At 64.2% G+C, this 17,882-nt stretch carries 14 protein-coding genes; 5 read left to right on the plus strand and 9 right to left on the minus strand.

Going from position 1 to position 17,882, the window contains the following annotated elements; genetic code table 11:
• Nucleotides 1-9: 9 nt before the first annotated feature.
• From AC2CQI_RS10740 to AC2CQI_RS10750, 3 genes are all read right to left on the minus strand, one after another.
• A complete protein-coding gene (locus AC2CQI_RS10740; RefSeq protein WP_484580128.1) occupies nucleotides 10-1,476 on the minus strand; it encodes an efflux transporter outer membrane subunit in 1,467 nt (488 codons plus the stop codon).
• Entirely contained in the window at nucleotides 1,473-1,946 is a 474-nt protein-coding gene (locus AC2CQI_RS10745) for a MarR family winged helix-turn-helix transcriptional regulator (protein ID WP_075806809.1), read from the minus strand. Before AC2CQI_RS10745 ends, AC2CQI_RS10740 begins: the two co-directional genes overlap by 4 nt.
• Before the next feature lie 268 nt (nucleotides 1,947-2,214).
• Nucleotides 2,215-2,820 carry a MiaE family protein gene (locus AC2CQI_RS10750; protein WP_075806808.1) on the minus strand — a complete coding sequence of 202 codons (606 nt, stop codon included), beginning with the start codon at nucleotides 2,818-2,820 and terminating at the stop codon, nucleotides 2,215-2,217.
• 154 nt (nucleotides 2,821-2,974) lie between these two features.
• On the opposite strand from AC2CQI_RS10750, the gene AC2CQI_RS10755 reads away from it, so the two are divergent.
• Complete coding sequence (locus AC2CQI_RS10755) at nucleotides 2,975-3,838, plus strand: universal stress protein (RefSeq protein ID WP_075806807.1); 864 nt, start codon at nucleotides 2,975-2,977, stop codon at nucleotides 3,836-3,838.
• Nucleotides 3,839-3,958: 120 nt separating this feature from the next.
• Here the strand turns inward: AC2CQI_RS10755 and AC2CQI_RS10760 are convergent, their stop codons facing one another.
• Nucleotides 3,959-4,426, minus strand: coding sequence for a DUF1289 domain-containing protein (locus AC2CQI_RS10760; protein WP_484580129.1), 468 nt, complete (start codon nucleotides 4,424-4,426; stop codon nucleotides 3,959-3,961).
• A gap of 404 nt (nucleotides 4,427-4,830) precedes the next feature.
• Between AC2CQI_RS10760 and acnB the strand changes: the two genes are divergently transcribed.
• The gene (gene acnB, locus AC2CQI_RS10765) at nucleotides 4,831-7,431 is read left to right on the plus strand and encodes a bifunctional aconitate hydratase 2/2-methylisocitrate dehydratase (protein WP_075806805.1); all 2,601 of its coding nucleotides are present in this window, start codon (nucleotides 4,831-4,833) and stop codon (nucleotides 7,429-7,431) included.
• A 221-nt stretch (nucleotides 7,432-7,652) separates the two neighbouring features.
• Here acnB and prpF read toward each other — a convergent pair whose 3' ends face one another.
• The 5 genes from prpF to AC2CQI_RS10790 form a co-directional block, all read right to left on the minus strand.
• Entirely contained in the window at nucleotides 7,653-8,843 is a 1,191-nt protein-coding gene (prpF, locus tag AC2CQI_RS10770; protein WP_484580130.1) for a 2-methylaconitate cis-trans isomerase PrpF, read from the minus strand.
• Between the two features lie 122 nt (nucleotides 8,844-8,965).
• Nucleotides 8,966-11,551 (minus strand): Fe/S-dependent 2-methylisocitrate dehydratase AcnD, encoded by a 2,586-nt coding sequence (gene acnD / locus AC2CQI_RS10775; protein WP_484580131.1) that lies wholly within the window; start codon nucleotides 11,549-11,551, stop codon nucleotides 8,966-8,968.
• A 182-nt stretch (nucleotides 11,552-11,733) separates the two neighbouring features.
• Entirely contained in the window at nucleotides 11,734-12,861 is a 1,128-nt protein-coding gene (gene prpC, locus AC2CQI_RS10780; RefSeq protein WP_484580132.1) for a bifunctional 2-methylcitrate synthase/citrate synthase, read from the minus strand.
• A 60-nt stretch (nucleotides 12,862-12,921) separates the two neighbouring features.
• Nucleotides 12,922-13,812, minus strand: a complete 891-nt coding sequence (prpB, locus tag AC2CQI_RS10785) for a methylisocitrate lyase (RefSeq protein ID WP_075806801.1) — start codon at nucleotides 13,810-13,812, stop codon at nucleotides 12,922-12,924.
• Entirely contained in the window at nucleotides 13,809-14,519 is a 711-nt protein-coding gene (locus AC2CQI_RS10790; RefSeq protein ID WP_075806800.1) for a GntR family transcriptional regulator, read from the minus strand. The genes prpB and AC2CQI_RS10790 overlap by 4 nt, the downstream gene beginning before the upstream one ends.
• Nucleotides 14,520-14,809: 290 nt before the next feature.
• Between AC2CQI_RS10790 and rloA the strand changes: the two genes are divergently transcribed.
• From rloA to AC2CQI_RS10805, 3 genes are read left to right on the plus strand one after another with little or no spacing between them, the layout of a single operon-like run.
• Nucleotides 14,810-15,346, plus strand: a complete 537-nt coding sequence (gene rloA / locus AC2CQI_RS10795) for a retropepsin-like aspartic peptidase RloA (RefSeq protein WP_484580133.1) — start codon at nucleotides 14,810-14,812, stop codon at nucleotides 15,344-15,346.
• A 5-nt stretch (nucleotides 15,347-15,351) separates the two neighbouring features.
• A complete protein-coding gene (gene rloB / locus AC2CQI_RS10800) occupies nucleotides 15,352-16,884 on the plus strand; it encodes an osmotic stress tolerance membrane protein RloB (RefSeq protein WP_075806798.1) in 1,533 nt (510 codons plus the stop codon).
• Nucleotides 16,884-17,867, plus strand: coding sequence for an alpha-L-glutamate ligase-like protein (locus tag AC2CQI_RS10805; protein WP_484580134.1), 984 nt, complete (start codon nucleotides 16,884-16,886; stop codon nucleotides 17,865-17,867). Before rloB ends, AC2CQI_RS10805 begins: the two co-directional genes overlap by 1 nt.
• Nucleotides 17,868-17,882: the final 15 nt, after the last annotated feature.

A 17,882-nucleotide genomic window follows, 5' to 3' on the forward strand; every position in this document is an offset into this window, starting at 1 on the left:
ACGAATACCTTATGGATGAGCCGGCGATGTGCTCGCCGCCTGTTGCTGCGGTGGGTTCTGGAAGCCACCGCCGAGGGCCTGCATCAGCAGGACCGAGCGGTCGATGCGCTCGGCGTTGAGTTCGGCCAGTTGGCGCTGGGCCTGGAGCAGTTGCTGTTCGATGCTCAGCACATCGAGGAAGTTGCCGATGCCCGAGCCGTAGCGCTGCATCACCGTGTCGTAGGACTGCCGGGCGATATCGGCGGCACGCTGCTTGGCCGCGACCTGTTCGCCGAGGGCGTGCAACTGGTCGATGCTGTCGCTGACTTCGCCGAGGGCGTTGACCAGGCTTTTGTTGTACTGCGCCACCGCGAGGTCGTAATCGGCGTCGCGGGCATCGAGGTCGGCGCGCAGGCGGCCGCCGTCGAAGATCGGCAGCGAGATCGTCGGGGCGATATTGAAGAAGCGGCTCGGCGCGCCGAAGATCGCGTCCCCCAGCAGGGCCTGGGTACCGGCGGCGGCGCTCAGGTTGAGGTTGGGGTAGAAGCGGGTCTTGCCGGCATCGATGGACTTGCTCGCCGCCTCCACCCGCCAGCGCGCGGCCACCAGGTCAGGGCGGCGGCCCAGCAGTTCGGCCGGGAGCACCGATGGCAGCGCCACGGCACCGGGCTTGAGCACCGCCGGGCGGGCGATTTCGCGGGCGCGGTCCGGGCCCTTGCCGAGCAACACGGCCAGGGCGACCTGCGCGCTGCGCAGTTGCTTGGCGGCGTTGATCGCCTGCTCTTCCGAACTGGCGGCAAGGCTTTCGGTCTGCTGCAACTGGTAGTCGCTGTCGATCCCGGCGCTCAGGCGGCGTTTGCCCAGGTCGAGCATCTGCCGGGTGCGCTTGAGGTCTTCCTGGGTCAGGTCGTTGACGATATAGGCCTGGCCCAGTTGGCTGTAGGCCCGGGCCACGTCGGCGGCCAGGGTCAGGCTGGCGGCCTGGCGGTCCACTTCGGCGGCACGGGCCTGGCCGAGGGCGGCTTCCCAGGCGTCACGCTGCCCGCCCCAGAGGTCGAAGCTGTAGTTGAAATCGAGGCTGAGGCTGCGCAGGGTCGAATAGCGCCCGCCCTGCCCGGCCGGGTCCTGGTCACGGGCCAGCCGCGAGCGGCTGACGCTGGCATTGGCATCCAGGGTCGGCATGCGTTCGGCATCGGCAGCCAGGGCTGCAGCGCTGGCCTGGTGGGCGCGGGCGCTGGCGATCTGCATGTCCGGGCTGTCGCGCAGGGCTTCGCCGATCAGACCGTTCAGTTGTGGATCGCCGAGGTCGCGCCACCAGTCGCTTTTCGGCCAGGCGGCCGGCGACAGGGTCACGCCTTCGAGGGTCTTGCCGGCTTTCAGCTCGGCAGCGGACAGGCGCTTGCCGGAGGTCGACAGGCCTTCATAACTGGCGCAACCGGCCAGGCTCAGGGCAAGCACCAACAGGCTCAGGCCGGTACGCAAGGTGGAGGTCTTCATTTATGGCCCACCCGCAGCAAGGTCAGGGCGTCGCCGGCATTGACCAGGACCTTGGTCAGGATCGCAGTCAGGGTCGCCAGTTCGTCCGGGTCGAGGGTGCCGACCAGCTCGTTCATCGCTGCGGCGCCGATGTGCGGCAGGCGGTCGGCCAGCTTGCGGCCCTCGTCGGTCAGGCCGACGCGGACCTGGCGGCGGTCTTCCGGGCAACGGCTACGGGCGATCAGGGCCTTCTGTTCGAGGCGGTCGAGCATGCGGGTCATGGCACCACTGTCGAGGCCGAGGTAACGGCACAGGTCGGCCGGGGTATCCACGGCGAACTGGGCAATGATGATCAGCACCTTGAACTGCGCGGCGGTAACGTCGTGGTCCTGCAGATGGGTGTCGAGAATGCGGTCCTTGACCAGCGCGGCGCGGCCGAGGAGCAAGCCGATGGTGCAGGTCTGGAAATTTTCCGGGGTGAAATGCTGCATGTGGGGAGAACCCTGCTTAGGCAGTGATGTAAGCAAATATGTCTGCTTAGGCAATCATTGTCCAGGCATTTATTAGCTTGCTTGGTATTTTGCCGATAAAAGGTTGACTGGATTAGTCAGGATTAGGCAGGAGAATAGACATCAGGAAAGCCGCGCGGACCCTGTGGGAGCTGGCTTGCCAGCGATGAGGCCGGCGCTGAGAAGGCAGTTGCCAGACAGGGCCAAATCGCTGGCAAGCCAGCTCCCACAGGGTCCGCGTCAGCTCAAATCAAGCGGGCACGCCGCTATGGAAGCGGAATTCCTCGTCCGGCGAGAGGATCAGTTCCATTTCCACCTCGCGCACCTTGTCCACGGTGCGCTGGATATCCTCGGCATCACCGTATTGCAGGGCCAGCTTCAAATACCCCTGATAGTGCCGCGCCTCGCTCTTGAGCAGGCCGTGGTAGAACTTGCCCAGTTCCTCGTCCAGGTGCGGCACCAGCGCGGCGAAGCGCTCGCAACTGCGGGCCTCGATAAAGGCACCGATCACCAGCGTGTCCACCAGCTTGGCCGGCTCATGCGCCCGGGCCACGCGGCGCAGGCCCGAGGCGTAGCGCCCGGCGGACACCGGGCGCAGGGCAATCTTGCGGCGCTTCATCAGGCGCAGCACCTGCTCGTGATGCACCAGCTCCTCCCGGGCCAGACGCGACATCATGTTGATCAGGTCGATATGCGCGTTGTACTTGGCAATCAGGCTCAGGGCGGTGCTGGCGGCCTTGAACTCGCAGTTCTTGTGGTCGATCAGCATCGTTTCCTGGTCGGCCAGCGCCGCTTGGACCCAGGCATCAGGGGTGCGGCAACCGAGGAAGGCTTCGATTTCGGGGATAGGTTCCATGATTCACGAACGGCAGGTGGACGACAGGGCCGGCGATTATACCGGCGCCGTCAGCGATCACCAGTGACCCGGGGTTGATATGCATCAAGCTGCGCCGCTGCGAACGCCGACTATAGTCAGGCATTGGTTGTCATTTCCCTGGGAGTTCCCGCTCATGCAAGCCGTTCGCAGCATTCTGGTAGTCCTCGACCCCGAGCACGCCCATAGCCGCGCCCTGACCCGGGCCAAACTCATCGCCACGGCCACCGGCGCCCGCCTGCACCTGCTGATGTGCGACCGCAAGCACGATCACAGCGCCCTGCTCAGCCTGCTGTGCAGCCAGTTGCATGACGATGGTTATGACAACGTCACCTTCGAGCAGGCCTGGCACGACACCCTGCACGAGTCGATCATCGATGTGCAGCAGGCCGAGGGCTGCGAACTGGTGATCAAGGAACATCGCCCGGACAACCCGCTGAAGAAGGCCCTGCTCACCCCGTCGGACTGGAAACTGCTGCGCCTGTGCCCGGCGGCGGTGCTGATGGTCAAGACCGAGCGGCCGTGGACCGGCGGGGTGATCCTGGCGGCAGTGGATGTCGGCAACCATGACCAGGACCACCGCGTCCTGCACGGCGACATCATCGACCACGGCTACGCCATCGCCGGGCTGGCCAAGGGCGAACTGCACGTGATCGCCGCCCATCCGTCGCCGATGCTCTCGGCGGCGGACCCGGTGTACCAGTTGAAGGAAACCATCGAGCAGCGCTATCGCGAGGAGTGCGCGGCGTTCCAGGCTGAATTCGACATTGCCGACGAGCGCCTGCATGTCGCCGAAGGGCCGGCGGATGTGCTCATCCCCCATACCGCGCACAAACTGGATGCGGTGGTGACGGTGATTGGCACCGTGGCCCGGACCGGGATCACCGGGGCACTGATCGGCAATACGGCGGAGGTGGTGCTGGACTCGCTGGAGAGCGACGTGCTGGTGCTGAAGACGGCCGAGGTGGTGGCGCATTTGAACGAGCTGGCGCAGGGCTGACTTTTCCAGAGCGCTCGAGGGCCTCATCGCCGGCAACGCCGGCTCCCACAAGGCTCCGCGCCGCGCGCAGTACCTGTGGGAGCCGGCGTTGCCGGCGATGAGGCCCTCAGGAACAGCACATTAACCCAGGGCATCCTTGAGAAACCCCGGCGCGATATAACGCTGGTAATGGGCCTCGGAGAGCAGGAAGAACTCGGTATCGATGGCATCGCGCAGTTGCGGCAACTCCCAGTCACGAAACTCCGGCAACAGCACCAGCCCGTAGGCCTCAAGCTCACGGATCACCCGCGCGCCACGGGCGATCAACTGGTAGGCCCAGCAATATTCCGACTGGTGGGCCACATAGCGGATCTTGCGCTGCTCCAGCTGCTGGCGCAGGCGATCGACGTCGAACACTTCCAGCTTGGCGGTCATCACCTGCACCAGCAGCTGCTCCAGGCGCAGCCAGACGGCGCGTTTCTCGTCGTCGTTGTAGCCGTTCCAGTGGATCACTTCGTGGTGGAAACGCTTGCAGCCGCGGCACACCGTATCCCCGTAAACCGTGGAGCAGAGGCCGACGCAAGGCGTCTTGATGGACTGATTGGACATGGGCGGATCGACGGCATGGCAGTGAAACAGGCGGCCATGTTAGCCCTTTGTCTAACGGGGGTCACTCGTTAAAGTCTTCGTCGTCGCCTTACCTTTATCCGGAAATTGCCGTAGAATCACACCGCCTTTTTAGGCACCAATGTCCGTTAGAAGCTGTTTTCAAAGCGTCACGAGCACAGTCATCCGGTAGAACGGCGTTGGTTCGGAAGATTCACCAGTGAATGTTCCGGATCAGCCCTCATCAGCCTTCCGTTCTACAGGCGTAAAACTTTGAAAGCAGCTTCTGTAAGGATTTCCTGCAACTCTGGCTACGTGGCTCAAAAAGCCGTATGTGCGCATGAGTGCGGATTTTCTGGATGAGCGTCCCGGACACCCATTTGGGACCACTGATGAGGGTAATAACTGTGCTTGAAGCCTACCGCAAACATATCGAAGAGCGCGCAGCTCTGGGTATCGTTCCCCAGCCGCTTAACGCCGAACAAACCGCAGGCCTGGTCGAGCTGCTGAAAAACCCGCCGGCCGGCGAAGAAGCCTTCCTCGTTGACCTGATCACCAATCGCGTCCCGCCAGGAGTCGACGAAGCCGCCTACGTCAAGGCCGCTTTCCTCTCCGCCATCGCCAAAGGCGAAGCCAAATCCCCCTTGATCGACCGCAAGCGTGCCGCAGAACTGCTGGGCACCATGCAGGGCGGCTACAACATCGCCACCCTGGTCGAGCTGCTGGACGACGCCGAGCTGGGCGCCGTCGCTGCCGAACAGCTGAAAGGCACCCTGCTGATGTTCGATGCCTTCCACGACGTGGCCGAAAAAGCCAAGGCGGGCAACGTCCACGCCAAGGCCGTGCTGGAATCCTGGGCTGCCGGCGAGTGGTTCACCTCGCGTCCGGCCATCGCCGAGAAATACACCCTGACCGTGTTCAAGGTGCCTGGCGAAACCAACACCGACGACCTGTCCCCTGCCCCGGACGCCTGGTCGCGCCCTGACATCCCGCTGCACGCCCTGGCCATGCTGAAAATGGCCCGCGACGGCATCGAGCCTTCGCAGCCAGGTTCGGTCGGCCCGCTGGCCCAGATCGAAGCCGTGAAAGCCAAGGGCTTCCCGGTTGCCTACGTCGGTGACGTGGTCGGTACCGGTTCTTCCCGTAAATCCGCTACCAACTCCGTCCTGTGGTTCTTCGGCGACGACATCCCGTACGTGCCGAACAAGCGCGCCGGTGGTTTCTGCTTCGGCACCAAGATCGCCCCGATCTTCTACAACACCATGGAAGACGCCGGCGCCCTGCCGATCGAATTCGACTGCACCAACCTGGCCATGGGCGACGTCATCGACGTCTACCCGTTCAAGGGTGAAGTCCGTCGTCACGGCAGCGACGAGCTGGTCACCAGCTTCGAGCTGAAGACCGAAGTGCTGCTGGACGAAGTTCGCGCTGGCGGCCGTATCCCGCTGATCGTCGGCCGCGGCCTGACCGAAAAAGCCCGCGCCGAACTGGGCCTGGGCGCCTCCGACCTGTTCAAGAAGCCAGAGCAGCCTGCCGACACCGGCAAGGGCTACACCCTGGCACAGAAGATGGTCGGCAAGGCCTGCGGCGTGACCGGCGTTCGCCCGGGCACCTACTGCGAGCCGAAGATGACCACCGTCGGCTCCCAGGACACCACTGGCCCGATGACCCGCGACGAGCTGAAGGACCTGGCGTGCCTGGGCTTCTCCGCCGACCTGGTCATGCAGTCGTTCTGCCACACCGCGGCCTATCCGAAGCCGATCGACGTCACCACCCACCACACCCTGCCGGATTTCATCCGCACCCGTGGCGGCGTGTCGCTGCGTCCTGGCGACGGCATCATCCACAGCTGGCTGAACCGCATGCTGATGCCTGACACCGTCGGCACCGGTGGCGACTCGCACACCCGCTTCCCGATCGGCATCTCGTTCCCGGCCGGTTCCGGCCTGGTGGCCTTCGCCGCCGCCACCGGCGTCATGCCGCTGGACATGCCAGAGTCGATCCTGGTTCGCTTCAAGGGCAAGCTGCAACCTGGCATCACCCTGCGTGACCTGGTGCATGCCATCCCTTACTACGCGATCCAGAAAGGCCTGCTGACCGTCGAGAAGAAAGGCAAGAAAAACGCCTTCTCCGGCCGCATCCTGGAGATCGAAGGCCTGAACGACCTGACCGTCGAGCAAGCGTTCGAACTGTCCGACGCCTCGGCCGAGCGTTCCGCTGCCGGTTGCACCATCAAGCTGCCGGAGAAGGCGATCGCCGAGTACCTGCAGTCCAACATCACCCTGCTGCGCTGGATGATCGGCGAAGGCTACGGTGATCCGCGCACCCTGGAGCGCCGTGCACAAGCGATGGAAGCCTGGCTGGCCAACCCTGAGCTGCTGTCGGCCGACGCTGACGCCGAGTACGCCGAAATCATCGAAATCGACCTGGCCGACGTCAAGGAACCTGTGCTCTGCGCGCCGAACGACCCGGACGATGCCCGCCTGCTGTCTTCGGTACAGGGCGAGAAGATCGACGAAGTGTTCATCGGTTCGTGCATGACCAACATCGGTCACTTCCGCGCTGCCGGCAAGCTGCTGGACAAGGTCAAGGGTGGCATTCCGACCCGTCTGTGGCTGGCTCCGCCGACCAAGATGGACGCCCACCAGCTGACCGAAGAAGGCTACTACGGCATCTACGGCAAGGCTGGCGCGCGCATGGAAATGCCAGGCTGCTCGCTGTGCATGGGTAACCAGGCACGTGTGCAGACCGGTTCGACCGTGGTCTCCACTTCGACCCGTAACTTCCCGAACCGTCTGGGCGACGCCACCAACGTGTACCTGGCTTCGGCCGAGCTGGCTGCGGTCGCTTCGATCATCGGCAAGCTGCCGACCGTCGAGGAGTACATGGAGTACGCGAAGAACATCGACGCCATGGCGGCCGACGTTTACCGCTACCTGAGCTTCGACCAGATCGCCGAGTTCCGTGAGGCGGCTGCGAACGCCAAGATCCCGGCTGTTCAGGTCTGAAGCTAGACCCGTGTGAATGAAAAAGCCCCGTCAGTCTGACGGGGCTTTTTCGTTTCTGAGGGCCTCATCGCTGGCAAGCTCCCACAGGGATCGCATGCACCGCGGACCCTGTGGGAGCTGGCTTGCCAGCGATGAGGCCCGGGAGAACACCAAAAGATCAGAAACAAAAAAGCGGTGCCCGCCTCATGACGACCACCGCCTCTCCAGCAGAAGAAAGCGCGCTAGAACGAATCCCCCGGCACCCTCACCCACCCTTCCATCAACACCCGCGCACTACGGCTCATGATCGCCTTGGTCACGGTCCATTCACCGTTCACCTGCTGCGCCTGCGCCCCGACCCGCAGGGTCCCGGACGGATGCCCGAAACGCACGGCCTCGCGCTCGCCACCACCAGCTGCCAGGTTCACCAGGGTCCCCGGAATCGCCGCCGCCGTGCCGATCGCCACCGCCGCCGTGCCCATCATCGCGTGGTGCAGCTTGCCCATGGACAGCGCGCGCACCAGCAGGTCGATCTCACCCGCCTTGACCGCCTTGCCGCTGGACGACAGGTAATCCGCCGGCGCCGCAACGAAGGCTACCTTCGGCGTATGCTGGCGCCCCGCCGCTTCGTCGATGTGCTTGATCAGCCCCATGCGTACCGCACCATGGGCGCGGATGGTTTCAAAACGCGCCAGTGCCTCGACATCGCCATTGATCGCGTCCTGCAGCTCGGTCCCGGTGTAGCCGATGGCCTCGGCCTTGACGAAGATGGTCGGGATCCCGGCGTTGATCATGGTCACTTCGAGGGTGCCGACGCCCGGTACTTCGAGCTGATCCACTAGGTTGCCAGTGGGGAACATCGAGCCACCAGCGCCATCTTCATCGGCAGCCGGATCGAGGAATTCCAGTTGCACCTCGGCCGCCGGGAAGGTCACCCCGTCCAGCTCGAAATCGCCGGTTTCCTGGACCTCGCCGTTGGTGATCGGTACATGGGCGATGATGGTCTTGCCGATATTGGCCTGCCAGATACGCACCGTGGCGATACCGTTCTGCGGGATACGGCCGGCATCGACCAGCCCGGCGCTGATGGCGAAGGAACCCACCGCCGCCGAGAGGTTGCCGCAGTTGCCGCTCCAGTCGACGAAGGCCTTGTCGATGGAGACCTGGCCGAACAGGTAGTCGACGTCGTGTTCCGGCTTGATGCTGCGCGACAGGATCACCGTCTTGCTGGTGCTGGACGTGGCTCCGCCCATGCCGTCGATCTGCTTGCCGTAGGGATCGGGGCTGCCGATCACCCGCAGCAGCAGGGCATCGCGCGCGGCGCCGGGGAGCTGCGCGGCTTCGGGCAGGTCCTTGAGGTTGAAGAACACACCCTTGCTGGTGCCGCCGCGGATGTAGGTGGCGGGGATCTTGATTTGCGGTATGTGCGGCATGAATAGGTCCTGTCAGTTCAATTGGTAAAACCCCAATCGCTGGCAAGCCAGCTCCCACAGGGATCGCGTGACCTGTGGGAGCTGGCTTGCCAGCGATGAGGCCCTGATGGGCCTCGCCGATATCAGGCAGTGCCTTCCAGGAAGTCCTGGGCAAAGCGCTGCAGCACCCCGCCCGCCTCGTAGATCGACACCTCTTCCGCAGTATCCAGGCGGCAGGTCACCGGCACTTCGACACGCTCGCCATTGCGCCGGGTGACCACCAGGGTCAAGGTCGCCCGCGGTGTGCGCTGGCCGACCACGTCGTACAGCTCGCTGCCATCCAGTTCCAGGGTGTTGCGGTTCACGCCCGCCTTGAACTCCAGCGGCAACACGCCCATGCCCACCAGGTTGGTGCGGTGGATACGCTCGAAGCCCTCGGCGACGATCGCTTCAACACCCGCCAGACGCACGCCCTTGGCCGCCCAGTCCCGCGACGAGCCCTGGCCGTAGTCGGCACCGGCGACGATGATCAGCGGCTGCTTGCGCTCCATGTAGGTCTCGATGGCTTCCCACATGCGGGTGACCTTGCCTTCCGGCTCGATCCGCGCCAGCGAACCCTGCTTGACCTTGCCGTTTTCCTGGACCATTTCGTTGAACAGTTTCGGGTTGGCGAAGGTGGCACGCTGGGCGGTGAGGTGGTCGCCGCGGTGGGTCGCGTAGGAGTTGAAGTCCTCTTCCGGCAGGCCCATTTTCGCCAGGTACTCACCGGCGGCACTGTCGAGCATGATGGCGTTGGACGGCGACAGGTGGTCGGTGGTGATGTTGTCCGGCAGCACCGCCAGCGGACGCATGCCCTTGAGCGTGCGCTCGCCGGCCAGGGCGCCTTCCCAGTACGGCGGACGGCGGATATAGGTGCTCATCGGGCGCCATTCGTACAGCGGCGCGACTTTCGGCCCCTTGTCCTCCTCGATGGCGAACATCGGGATATAGACCTGGCGGAACTGCTCCGGCTTGACCGAAGCCCGCACCACCGCGTCGATTTCCTCGTCGCTCGGCCAGATGTCCTTGAGGCGGATTTCCTTGCCATCGACCACGCCCAGCACATCCTTCTCGATATCGAAGCGGATGGTCCCGGCGATGGCATAGGCCACCACCAGCGGCGGCGAAGCCAGGAACGCCTGCTTGGCGTAGGGATGGATGCGCCCGTCGAAGTTGCGGTTGCCCGAGAGCACGGCGGTGGCGTACAGGTCACGGTCGATGATTTCCTGCTGGATCTGCGGATCCAGCGCACCGGACATGCCGTTGCAGGTGGTGCAGGCGAACGCGACGATACCGAAGCCCAGTTGCTCCAGTTCGTCGGTCAGGCCGGCTTCATCGAGGTACAGGGCCACGGTTTTCGAACCCGGCGCCAGGGACGACTTGACCCACGGTTTGCGCACCAGGCCAGCCTTGTTGGCATTGCGCGCCAGCAGGCCGGCGGCGATCACGTTGCGCGGGTTGCTGGTGTTGGTACAGCTGGTGATGGCGGCGATGATCACCGCGCCATCCGGCATCTGCCCCGGGACTTCTTCCCAGGCACCGGCGATACCCTTGGCGGCCAGGTCGCTGGTGGCGACACGGGCGTGCGGGTTGGACGGGCCGGCCATGTTGCGCACGACGCTGAACAGGTCGAAGCGCAGCACGCGCTCGTATTCGGCATTGACCAGGCTGTCGGCCCACAGGCCGGCTTCCCTGGCGTAGGTTTCCACCAGCTTGACCTGCTGCTCGTCGCGACCGGTCAGGCGCAGGTAGTCGATGGTCTGGCCGTCGATGGCGAACATCGCGGCGGTGGCACCGTATTCCGGGGCCATGTTGGAGATGGTGGCGCGGTCGCCGAGGGTCAGGGCGCGGGCACCTTCACCGTGGAATTCCAGGTAGGCGCCGACCACTTTCTGCTTGCGCAGAAATTCGGTCAGGGCCAGCACCACGTCGGTGGCGGTGATGCCCGGCTGCGGCTTGCCGGACAACTCGACACCGACGATTTCCGGCAGACGCATCCAGGAGGCGCGGCCGAGCATGACGTTTTCGGCTTCCAGGCCGCCGACGCCGATGGCGATCACGCCCAGGGCATCGACGTGCGGGGTGTGGCTGTCGGTGCCGACGCAGGTGTCGGGATAGGCCACGCCGCGCTCGGCATGGATCACCGGCGACATCTTCTCCAGGTTGATCTGGTGCATGATGCCGTTGCCCGGCTGGATCACATCGACGTTCTTGAACGCCTTCTTGGTCCAGTTGATGAAATGGAAACGGTCTTCGTTGCGGCGGTCCTCGATGGCGCGGTTCTTCTCGAACGCCTGCGGGTCGTAGCCGCCGCATTCCACGGCCAGGGAGTGGTCGACGATCAGTTGGACCGGCACCACCGGGTTGACCTGGGCCGGGTCACCGCCCTTGTCGGCGATGGCATCACGCAGGCCGGCGAGGTCGACCAGGGCGGTCTGGCCGAGGATGTCGTGGCAGACCACGCGGGCCGGGAACCAGGGGAAGTCGAGGTCGCGCTTGCGCTCGATCAGCTGGCCCAGGGAGGCTTTCAAGGTCGCCGGATCGCAGCGCCGCACCAGGTTCTCGGCGAGGACGCGGGAGGTGTACGGCAGGCGGTCGTAGGCGCCCGGGGCGATCGCATCGACCGCCGCGCGGGCATCGAAATAGTCCAGGCCGGTGCCTGGCAGGGACTTGCGGAATTCGGTGTTCATTTCAGGTCGGCTCGGTCACGGGTTCGGTTTTGTGTCGATCATTATTCTCAAGAGCCCCACTGCCCCCTGTGGGAGCTGGCTTGCCAGCGATAGGGCCAGAGCTGGCAATGAGGGTGCTCCTGCTGGCCTCATCGCTGGCAAGCCAGCTCCCACAGGGTTTGGTGGTGCTCTGCAGATCTGTGTCAGCGCTTCTCGATCGGCACGTACGCACGCTGCTCGACGCCGGTGTACTCGGCGCTCGGGCGGATGATGCGGTTGTTGGCGCGCTGCTCGAAGACGTGCGCCGCCCAGCCGGTCAGGCGCGAGCAGACGAAGATCGGGGTGAACAGCTTGGTCGGGATGCCCATGAAGTGGTACGCCGAGGCATGGTAGAAGTCGGCGTTGGGGAACAGCTTCTTCTGTTCCCACATGGTCTTGTCGATGGCTTCCGACACCGGGTACAGGACCTTGTCGCCCACCTCGTCAGCCAGCTGCTTCGCCCAGCCCTTGATCACTTCGTTGCGCGGGTCGGACTCTTTGTAGATGGCATGGCCAAAGCCCATGATCTTGTCCTTGCGCTCGAGCATCTTCAGCAGCTCGGTCACCGCTTCCTGCGGGCTCTGGAAGCGCTCGATCAGTTCCATCGCCGCTTCGTTGGCACCGCCGTGCAGCGGGCCGCGCAGCGAGCCGATGGCGGCGGTGACGCAGGAATACAGGTCGGACAGGGTCGAGGCACAGACCCGGGCGGTGAAGGTCGAGGCGTTGAATTCGTGCTCCGCATACAGGATCAGCGAGACGTTCATCACCTTGACGTGCAGCTCGCTCGGCTTCTTGCCGTGCAGCAGGTAGAGGAAGTGACCACCGATGGTGTCTTCGTCGCTGGTGCACTCGATGCGCACGCCGTGGTGGCTGAAGCGGTACCAGTAGCACATCACCGCCGGGAACAGGGCGAGCAGGCGGTCGGTCTTGTCGCGCTGCTGGTCGAAGTTCAGCTCCTGCTCCAGGGTGCCGAGCACCGAGCAGCCGGTGCGCATGACATCCATCGGGTGGGCGTTGGCCGGGATGCGCTCGAGCACTTCCTTCAAGGCTTGCGGCAGGTCGCGCAGGGTCTTCAGGCGGGCCTGGTACTCGGCCAGTTGCGCCTGGTTCGGCAGTTCTCCGTAGAGCAGCAGGTAGGCGACTTCCTCGAACAGGGCGTTGGCCGCCAGGTCGCGCACGTCATAGCCGCGGTAGGTCAGCCCGGCACCGGCCTGACCGACTGTCGACAGTGCGGTCTGCCCGGCCACCTGGCCACGCAGGCCGGCTCCGCTGAGTACTTTTGCTTCGGCCATGGGATCTCTCCTTTCTTGAACTTGTTATGGAAGCTATTTGGCTAATCAGGGGCCTTTGGCTCAGGCCTTTTTCTGCGCGAACAGGGCGTCGAGGCTCTGCTCGAACGCGTGGTAGTTGATGGCGTCGTACAGCTCCATGCGGGTCTGCATGGTGTCGATCACGTTCTTCTGGGTGCCGTCGCGGCGCAGGGCGGTGTAGACGTTTTCTGCGGCCTTGTTCATGGCACGGAAGGCCGACAGCGGGTACAGGGCCAGGGACACGTCGGCCGAGGCCAGTTCCTCGGTGGTGTACAGCGGCGTGGCGCCGAATTCGGTGATGTTGGCCAGGATCGGCGCGCGCACGCGCTCGGCGAAGGTCTTGTACATCGACAGTTCGGTGATGGCTTCCGGGAAGATCATGTCGGCGCCGGCCTCGATGCAGGCGGCAGCGCGGTCCAGCGCGGCTTCCAGGCCTTCGACGGCCAGGGCGTCGGTGCGCGCCATGATCACGAAGCTGTCATCGGTACGGGCATCGACGGCGGCCTTGATGCGGTCGACCATCTCCTGCTGGGAGACGATTTCCTTGTTCGGACGGTGGCCGCAACGCTTGGCGCCGACCTGGTCCTCGATATGGATGGCCGCAGCGCCGAACTTGATCATCGACTTGACGGTACGCGCCACGTTGAACGCCGAGGAACCGAAACCGGTGTCGACATCCACCAGCAGCGGCAGGTCGCAGACGTCGGTGATGCGGCGCACGTCGGTGAGCACGTCGTCCAGGCCGGTGATGCCCAGGTCCGGCAGGCCGAGGGAGCCGGCGGCGACACCGCCACCGGAGAGGTAGATGGCCTTGAACCCGGCGCGCTTGGCCAGCAGGGCGTGGTTGGCATTGATGGTACCGACGACCTGCAGCGGGTGCTCGGCAGCGACCGCATCGCGGAAGCGCTGGCCGGGACTGCTTTTCTGACTCATGACTCACCTCGTGGGCTAGTGGCGTCCAGGTAGTGACGCTCGATGTTGCGTTTGGATGCGCCGATGTGACGGCGCATCAGGAGTTCCGCCAGTTCGCCGTCACGGTCGGCGATGGCATCGAGAATCCGGTGGTGTTCGGCAAAGGCCTGGCGCGGCCGGTTGGGCGTGGCCGAGAACTGGATGCGGTACATGCGCACCAGTTGATAGAGATCGTCGCAGAGCATCTTGACCAGGGTCTTGTTGCCGCTGCCCTGGAGGATCCGGTAGTGGAAGTCGTAGTCGCCTTCCTGCTGGTAGTAGCCGAGGCCGGCCTGGAACGCGGCATCCCGCTCATGGGTGTCCAGCACCCGGCGCAGCTCGTCGATCTCGGCTACGCTCATACGCTCGGCAGCCAGGCGGCAGGCCATGCCTTCGAGGGATTCGCGGATTTCGTAGAGTTCGATCAGCTCGGCATGGGACAACGACACCACCCGTGCCCCGACATGCGGCACCCGCACCAGCAGGCGCTGGCCTTCCAGGCGGTGGATGGCCTCGCGCAGCGGACCGCGGCTGATGCCGTAGGTGCGCGCCAGCTCAGGCTCGGAGATCTTGCTGCCCGGGGCGATCTCGCCCTTGACGATGGCGGCCTGGATACGCCGGAAGACATTCTCGGAAAGGGTTTCCGACTCGTCCTGGACGATTCCGGGTGCTTGGGCTGCGTCCAGCATGATTGTCGACACCTTGAAAGATCAATGCGCCAAAACTAGCCAATCCAGCCATCGCAGTCAAAGACAAAATCAATATTGTCGACAATCGTCTAAGAACGAACTTAGGCGCCGCCAGCGTTGTCTCATTCGCGCTGCTGGCGTGCCACCATCCCCGTGATAGAATGCCGCCGCCCCGTTTTTTGTGGCATGGATAGTGTGTCTGTCATCTTCTTGTGTCAGACGAACGAGGAGCTTGCGCAGAATTGCCAGTGGCCTTGACCCGAATACCCCACAGCATTGCGCCAGGATCTATGAGACTTTCGCCACTTCTATTGTTGCTCGGCCTTTGTTGGTTGCCGCTCATCGCCCAGGCAACCGGCAAGACCGTGTACGGCCTCAACGAATACGCCCGGCTCGGCGACATCGACCTGGAAGTCGCGGCCAAGCTCGACACCGGCGCCAAGACCGCCTCCCTCAGTGCCCGCGATATCAAGCGCTTCAAGCGCAACGGCGAGTCCTGGGTGCGCTTCTACCTGGCCATCGACGCCGCCCACAGCCATCCCATCGAACGCCCGCTGGCGCGGGTCAGCAAGATCAAGCGCCGCGCCGGCGATTACGACCCCGAGGAAGGCAAGGCCTACACCGCCCGCCCGGTGATCGCCCTGAACATTTGCATGGGCACGGCCCTGCGCGAAATCGAAGTGAACCTGACCGACCGCAGCGCCTTCCAGTACCCGCTGCTGATCGGTTCCGAGGCGCTCAAGCACTTCGACGCGCTGGTCGACCCCAGCCTAAAATACGCGGCCGGCAAACCTGCCTGCGCCACTGAAGCTCACACCGCAGAGTAATTCCGATGCGCTCTCTTACCCTTCATCTGAAAGTCCTGATCACCGTCCTGGTGCTGCTGGGCGTGCTGATCACGGCCTATCAGATCTTCTTCCTCGGCATCCCGGTGACCGAGGACGAGACCGACGACCTGTGGAACATCGACGCCAAGGTCGAGTTCGTCGCCACCCCGAAGGACCCGGTCAAGGTGCAGATGTTCGTGCCACCGCTGAACCAGGACTACGTCAGCCTCAACGAGAGTTTCATCTCCAATAACTACGGGGTCAGCGTCAACCGCGTCGACGGCAACCGCAAGGTGACCTGGTCGGCGCGCCGCGCCAGCGGCAACCAGACCCTGTATTACCGCCTGGTGCTGACCAAGCGCTACAGCAGCGAGAAGCCCAAGATCAAGGGCCCGACCTTCCGCGACAGCCTGCCGGTGGACGGCCCCGAGAAGATCGCCGCCGAAGCCCTGCTGGCGCCGATCCGCCAGCACTCCGCCGACGTCGAGACCTTCGTCAGCGAGACCATCAAGCGTGTCAACAATCTCAACGACGACAACGTCAAGCTGCTGCTGGCCGGCGACACCTCGGTGCAGAAGAAGGCCAAGGTCATCGACCTGCTGCTGTCCATCGCCCATGTGCCGCTGGAGCGCGTGCAGACCATCCGCCTGGTGGCCGACCAGCCACAAACCCCTGAACTGTGGCTGCGCAGCTTCAACGGCAACGACTGGCTGTACTTCAACCCGGACAACGGTGAGCAGGGCCTGCCCAGCGACCGCCTGCTGTGGTGGACCGGCGACGACAACCTGGTCACCGTCGACGGCGGCAAGAAGGTCAACGTCAGCTTCAGCCTGAACAACAGCGAGATGAACGCCATCCGCCTGGCCAAGCTGACCGACGAGAACACCGACGCCGACTTCCTCGAATACTCGCTCTACGGCCTGCCGCTGCAGACCCAGCAGACCTTCATGATCATGGTGATGATCCCGATCGGCGTGCTGGTGATCCTGATCCTGCGCAACCTGATCGGCCTGCAGACCCTGGGTACCTTCACCCCGGTGCTGATCGCCCTGGCCTTCCGCGAGACCCAGCTGGGCTTCGGCATCGTGCTGTTCACGGTGATCACCGCCCTCGGCCTGTCGCTGCGTTCGTACCTGGAACACCTGAAGCTGCAGATGCTGCCGCGCCTGTCGGTGGTACTGACCTTCGTCGTGGTGCTGATCGCCGCGATCAGCCTGTTCAGCCACAAGCTGGGCCTGGAACGCGGCCTGTCGGTGGCGCTGTTCCCGATGGTGATCCTGACCATGACCATCGAACGCCTGTCCATCACCTGGGAAGAGCGCGGCGGCGGCCACGCCATGAAAGTCGCCATCGGCACCCTGTTCGCTGCGTCCATCGCGCACCTGCTGATGAGCGTGCCGGAGCTGGTGTACTTCGTCTTCACCTTCCCGGCGGTACTGTTGATCCTGGTGGGCTTCATGCTGGCGATGGGTCGCTACCGCGGCTATCGCCTGACGGAGCTGGTTCGCTTCAAGGCTTTCGTAAAGGCTGACGCTTGATGTTCGGACTCTGGAAAACCTGGAAGGCCCTGGAAGCCCGGGGCATCATGGGGATCAACCGGCGCAACGCGGACTATGTCCTGAAGTACAACAAGCGCCATCTGTACCCCATCGTCGACGACAAGATCATCACCAAGGAACGGGCGATCCAGGCCGGCATCCATGTGCCGGAGATGTACGGGATCATCTCCACCGAGAAAGAGATCGAGAAGCTCGACGAGATCATCGGCGGGCGCAGCGACTTCGTCATCAAGCCGGCCCAGGGTGCCGGCGGTGACGGCATCCTGGTCATCGCCGACCGCTTCGAGAACCGCTACCGCACGGTCTCGGGCAAGATCATCAGCCACGAGGAAATCGAGCACCAGATTTCCAGCATCCTCACCGGCCTCTACTCCCTCGGCGGGCACCGCGACCGCGCGCTGATCGAGTACCGGGTGACCCCGGACCAGATCTTCAAGAGCATCAGCTACGAAGGCGTGCCGGACATCCGCATCATCGTGCTGATGGGCTACCCGGTGATGGCCATGCTGCGCCTGCCGACCCGCCAGTCCGGGGGCAAGGCCAACCTGCACCAGGGCGCCATCGGCGTCGGTGTAGACCTCGCCACCGGCGTGACCCTGCGCGGCACCTGGCTGAACAACATCATCAGCAAGCACCCGGACACCACCAACGCGGTGGACGGCGTGCAACTGCCGAACTGGGACGGCTTCATGAAGCTTGCCGCCGGCTGCTACGAGCTGTGTGGCCTGGGCTACATCGGTGTGGACATGGTGCTGGACCAGGAAAAGGGTCCGTTGATCCTCGAACTCAACGCCCGCCCCGGCCTGAATATCCAGATCGCCAACGACTGCGGCCTGACCCAGCGCACCCACGCCATCGAGGCCCATCTCGAAGAACTGGCGAAGGACGGCAGGCAGGAAACCGCCGAGGAGCGCGTGCGCTTCGCCCAGCAACTGTTCGGGCACGTTCCTTCGCAGCAGTAAAAGACGTCCGCCCCG

The sequence above is a fragment of the Pseudomonas sp. P2S-1 genome (assembly GCF_057197725.1).